Origin of the sequence: Pedomonas sp. (assembly GCF_036515995.1) — a bacterium.
GTDB lineage: Bacteria > Pseudomonadota > Alphaproteobacteria > Sphingomonadales > Sphingomonadaceae > Pedomonas.
In genome coordinates, this window is sequence record NZ_DATBUP010000266.1 from 1 (window position 1) to 2,563 (window position 2,563).

Here is a 2,563-nt window from a genome sequence, read left to right on the forward strand (position 1 = left end):
GTTCCGGTTTGCGTGTCGTTGACAACGGATGAGGCACGGGGAGCACGGGGAATGACGGGGCTGATCTGTTTTCTGATTGCGCTGGTGGCAGGCGGCCTTGCCCTGTTTGCGGGAGCGAGCGCGGCTGCGGCGGAGTCGTCTCTACGCCCGCATCAGGCTGGACAGTTCGACCGCAACGGTGCGATTGCGCCCGCCGGTTTTGGCGGCGTAGAGGCGGCGGTCCGCGCGCTCGATCATGGCTTGCAGGCTCTCGCTGCCTTGGCGCTCGGTCAGGCCGAAGCTGCCCGTCACCGTCTTGCCGGGGCCAAGGGCGGGAATGGCGAGGGTTTCCAGCCTCTGGCGCACCCGCTCGGCGAATTCGAAGGCACCGGCCCGGGTTGTGCCGGGCAGCAGCACGAGGAACTCCTCCCCGCCGGTGCGGCCGATAATGTCTCCCGCGCGGGCCGTCTCCCGCAGCAGCGCGCCGAACCTGCGCAGCACCTCGTCTCCGGCGGGGTGGCCGTAGGTATCGTTGATGCTCTTGAAGTGATCGAGATCGCAGGCGACCAGCGCCGCCTGAGCGCCGGTCCCAGTGCCTCTCTCAGTGCCGGTCCCAGCGCCGGCGGCACCGCGCCGCAGCGCGGCGGCGGCCCGGTCTTCGAACCCGCGCCGGTTGAGCACGCCGGTGAGCGGGTCCGTATCACGCTCGCGCCGCAGGTCATCCATCACGTCGGTGAGCGCCGCCGCCAGGATGGTGAAGCCAAGCCCTGAGCCGAAGATGGCCAGCGACAATTGCAGCACCTGCCAGAAGCGGGTGGAGGCGAATTCCTGCACGCTGATCAGGTCTTGCAGCCCCATTGTGAGGAGCGTGCGTGGAAAGAACAGCACGGCGAAGAACAGCAGGAACCAGAACAGGGCGCGATCCACATAGCGGCCCTTTGCCAGCGGGCGCAGCATGATCGCCGTGGCCAGCAGCACCGCGCCGTAGCTGAAGTTCTGCACATAGACCCGCACCACGACGCTGCGCGAGACGTAGAAGAACCACCACAGCAGCGCGATGACCGCAAGGAAGACGGCGATGTCGACCGCAAGCCCCAGCTTCCGGCCGGAGCGCCGCAAGACGCCTTCGGACACCAGCAGCACGGCGAGCGTGTGGAAGGCCCCGGAGAACAGTGCATTGTGGCCGATGTCTCGCGGCAGCATCATGGCCTGCGAGACGGCGCCGATGCCGAAGCAGAAACACGCCCCCGCCAGCAGCCGCAGATAGTTGCGCTTGCGCTCGATCGACCACGCCCACAGGAACGCAAGCCCGAAGACGGCCAGAACACCCGGCGCAACGAGAGCAACAGTGAAATAGGGAGTGGGGGCAATCACGCCGTTCAAGGTCACTCTCTTGGCGGCCCGGTTGGAAAGACATGCAACGCATGGATGTGCGCGGGCAGCCGTTACACGCGCCGTACCGGAACATCAAGCAACCCGCCTCCGCTGCGCCTGCGAAACGGGGTGAACCGTGTTAGCCGCAGCAATGAGCGGCAGTGAGCGGTAATGAGCGGCAGTGAGCGGTAATGAGCATCCTATTATGCGAAGCCCCGCTCTTCGACAGGTGCCCGTGCCGCTTCGTGTGTCGGTTGTCAAAGTGAGAAAAGAGCCGGGATGGCAAGGGCTTGGCCGACCCCAGGCCGGTTCCGAGTATTCGACCATCAGACGGTTGTCAGAGCGTTTCCAAAGTGGGAGGGTGCCCATAATAAATAAGAACAAATAGCAATGTCGAAACGCAGACTGACGCATCCCCACTCGGGACTAAAGGTTTTCGGGGTGCTTCCAGCTCTTCGACTTGCCTCGGGACTTCAAACCCCAGTGTGCCCCATCTTTTTACATGAAGGAAAGCACGCAGGCCCTCACAGGGGTTTTGGTGCACGGCACATCGTGGCCGAGCACAGGTTAGAAATCAGGCAACACATCGGCGAAACTGATTGCACCGATGATCTGCACATGGCCGCACTCTATGTGGCCAAACTTCTCCTGCCGCGAACGCCGCTGTTCTACGAAGCCCTGTCATATCGATATACACGGGTGACCGCTGTTCGCATCAATACCGGCACGTGCATCATGCAGTTTGAAGACGGGCGTGAGCCGTTCTGGCATGTCATTACGGCATATAACAGGCTGCAGGGCAGAGGGATCATGGTAGGCCAAATTTGATATTGGATATAATAAAGCCGCCCGTCGGACTGCATCCGGGGCGGCTTTATTTGAGGCGTGCTAGCAGCGTTTCCTTAGCTTCAAGGGTCGGAAACCACCCGAGGTGTCACACGCGCAGGCTCTGGCCAGCCTGCCATCCGCATGGTGGAGCAATAGGCCAGATGACCCCACCAAAATGCTCTTTATGCCAGTTCAAAGTAAGTGATTCTGGGTGAGGGAGTCAATGAAGAGGGGAAGAGGAAAAGGTCGTAGAGAGCGGCATCCGGCAAGGAAAAAGCGCAGCCTGCGGGTGCAGACTGCGCTTTGAAGTGTGCTTGCTTGCAGCGTTCTCGGCTTCGCTCCGTTCGCCACCTCCCCTTCAAACGGATGGGAGGTGCAGGAG

At 62.2% G+C, this 2,563-nt stretch carries 2 protein-coding genes; one reads left to right on the forward strand and one right to left on the reverse strand.

The window, feature by feature from the left end; all coding sequences use genetic code 11:
* Positions 1-141: 141 nt before the first annotated feature.
* On the reverse strand, positions 142-1,353 hold the full coding sequence (locus tag VIG90_RS19020; RefSeq protein WP_331595097.1) for a GGDEF domain-containing protein: 1,212 nt from the start codon (positions 1,351-1,353) through the stop codon (positions 142-144).
* Between the two features lie 618 nt (positions 1,354-1,971).
* Here VIG90_RS19020 and VIG90_RS19025 point away from each other — a divergent pair.
* Positions 1,972-2,181, forward strand: coding sequence for a hypothetical protein (locus VIG90_RS19025; protein WP_331595096.1), 210 nt, complete (start codon positions 1,972-1,974; stop codon positions 2,179-2,181).
* The last annotated feature ends 382 nt before the right edge of the window (positions 2,182-2,563 follow it).

What these genes read in the sequence shown, in the direction of transcription:
- VIG90_RS19025 (WP_331595096.1), top strand. Translation starts at nt 1,972, where the DNA reads ATGGCCGCACTCTATGTGGCCAAACTTCTCCTGCCGCGAACGCCGCTG.